Genomic DNA, 2560 nt, shown 5'->3' on the forward strand with positions numbered 1-2560 from the left:
GCGCGGAAGACGGCGGCTCGCGTAGCCCGCCGTCGTTGAGGAACGGACAGAACACGACCGCGTATTCGAGCCCCTTCGACTTGTGCACCGTGACGATCTGCACGAGGTTGCGATCGGATTCGAGCCGCAGTTGCGCTTCCTCGCCGCCGCCGTCGAGCCGTTGCGCGGCGAGCCAGCGCAGCGTCGGCGCGATACCCGGTTGCGCGGATGCCCGCGCCTGCGTCAACTCGGCCAGATGGTTGATGTCGGTCACGCGGCGCTCGCCGTCCGCACCGGCCATCAGCCGTTCGGCGATCCGCAGCTCGCGCGTGAACGTGCGCCACATCACCGCGAAGCCGCGTTCGCGCCACAGCAGCCGATACCGCGAGAAGCGCTCGACCCAGCTCATCGCGTCCGCACTGTCGGCCGCCGACGCGCCGGGTGGCGCATCGCCGTCGCCCTGCTCCATGCGCCACAGCGCGCCGGCATCGAGCCCGAACCAGTCGGACGCGAGCGCCGCGCGCAGACGCCGCAGGTCGCCCGGCGCATCGATCGCCGCCAGCACGCGTTCGAGCTGTTCGGCGTCGCCGGTCGAGAACACCGACGCCTGCGCCAGCTCGACGCTGCCGATGCCCCACGTCGCGAGCACGCGCTTCACGAGGCTGCCCTGCCGGTGCGTCTGCACGAGCACCGCGATGTCGCCCGGCGACAACGGCGACTCTCCCAACCGCACACGCCCTTCACGCGCGCCGCGCATCAGCCGCGCGATCTCGGCCGCGCAGGCCTGTGCAGCCTGCGCCTGCGCATCGCGCTTGAGCAGCGTACCTTCGCCGCCCGGCAGCGCCCACACCCGGAAATCGCCGGCCGGGCCCGGATCGGTCTCGTCGACGAACGGCGCACGCACACGCGTGCCGGCGCGCACCGCGTAATAGTCGAGCCCGTCGAGCACGAACGCGCGCGGATTCGACAGGAAGAAGCGGTTGCACGCGTCGACGATCGCAGGCGTCGAGCGCTGGTTGACCGCGAGCGTGTAGCACGCGCTCGCCCGTGCGCGCGCGGCGAGATAGGTATGCAGGTCGGCCGCGCGGAAACTGTAGATCGCCTGCTTCGGATCGCCTACGAGAAACAGCGGGCCGCGCGGCGCGAAGATCCGGTCGAAGATCGCGAACTGCAGCGGATCGGTATCCTGGAACTCGTCGATCAACGCGGCCGGATAGCGCGCGCGCAGCGTCTCGGCGAGCCATGGATGCGCGTGCAGCGCGTGATACAGGTTCGCGAGCAGGTCGTCGAACGACACGACGCGTCGCGTGCGCTTGCGCTCGGCCAGCTCGCCGGGCGCCATGTCGAGCCATTCGGCGATCAGCGCGAGCCAGCGCGCGCGCTGCGCAGCCTCGGCTGCGGCCACGGCCGCTTCGAGCGCGTCGGCCACGTCGAAGAACGCATGTGCGGGTGTCGCACCGCCTTTTTTGGTCGCCTTCGTCAGCGCGGTTTGCGTGAGCTTCAGCGCGGCTTTCGGCAGCGCGGCCGTCGCGTCGCCCTGCTCGAAATGCACGGCCCACGCGGCAAGCGCATCGGCAACCGCGTCGGGCTTGTGCGAGCGTTGATTCAGCACGGGCTGCGCGGCGCGCAGCAACGCATCGATCGCGTCGCGCTCGGCCGCCCACATCCGCGCCGCCTCGGCGAAGCATTCGGCCGCCGCCGCTTCGGCTGATTCGTCCGGCTCGGTCACGCCATCCCAGCGCAGCGCGGCGAGCGGCTTCTTCAGCCGGCGTGCAAGCTGTGCATCAAGCGCGGCCGGGCCGGCGCCCGATTCGACGAGCCAGGTCGCGAAGCCCGGCCAGCGCGCGGCCGCCGGTTCGACACGCGTGCGCCAGAAATCCGCCGCGAGTTCGAAGCGCAGCGACGCATCGTCGGCCTCCATGTCGAACGCGAACGGCATCGCGGCCGCGAACGGCGCTTCCTGCAGTGCACGCTGGCAGAACGCGTGGATCGTATGGATCGCCGCCTGGTCGAACGCGCGCAGCGCGCGCCGGATCCGCTTCGCGGCCGTCCCGGAGTCGAGCGCGCCGTCGTCGCCGAGGGTGGTCTCCAGCAGGCGCGCGATGAACGGATCTCCGCCGTCGTCACCCGTGTCGAGCGCATGCGCAAGCTGCGCGAGCCGGCTGCGAATCCGCTCGTGCAGCTCGGCCGTCGCCGCTTTCGTGAAGGTCACGACGAGGATCTCGTCCGCGCCGAGATCCTTTTCGAGCAGCAGACGCACGTACAGCGCGCAGATGTTCCAGGTCTTGCCGGTGCCGGCCGACGCCTCGATCTGGTTGACGCCGTCGAGCGGGCACGCGAATACGTCGAGTTCGAGCGCCTGCTGCTGCGACACGGCGCTCATGCGACCTCCTTCAGATGCTCGACGAGCGGCTCGAACACGAGTCGCGCAAGCGTGCCGAACGGCTCGTCGAGCGACGGATGCGCGCCGCGCCACGCGATCGCGATGGCCGGGTCGTCGGCTTCGCTCACGACCCGCTCGTTGATCCACACGCTCGCGGCCTTCGCCTCGCCGTCAGATACCCGCGCCCACGCACTGCGC

At 70.8% G+C, this 2560-nt stretch carries 2 protein-coding genes; both read right to left on the reverse strand.

What is annotated here, in order from left to right:
* Nucleotides 1-2362 (reverse strand): exodeoxyribonuclease V subunit beta (locus JMF90_RS33000; RefSeq protein ID WP_201326000.1); only part of this gene is annotated, 2362 nt, incomplete at its 3' end.
* The coding region (locus tag JMF90_RS33005) for a hypothetical protein (protein ID WP_201326001.1) at nt 2359-2560 on the reverse strand (202 nt) is incomplete at its 5' end. The genes JMF90_RS33000 and JMF90_RS33005, both read right to left, overlap by 4 nt.

The sequence above is a fragment of the Burkholderia sp. E168m23 genome, from assembly GCF_016586125.1.
Taxonomy (GTDB): Bacteria; Pseudomonadota; Gammaproteobacteria; order Burkholderiales; family Burkholderiaceae; genus Burkholderia; species Burkholderia orbicola.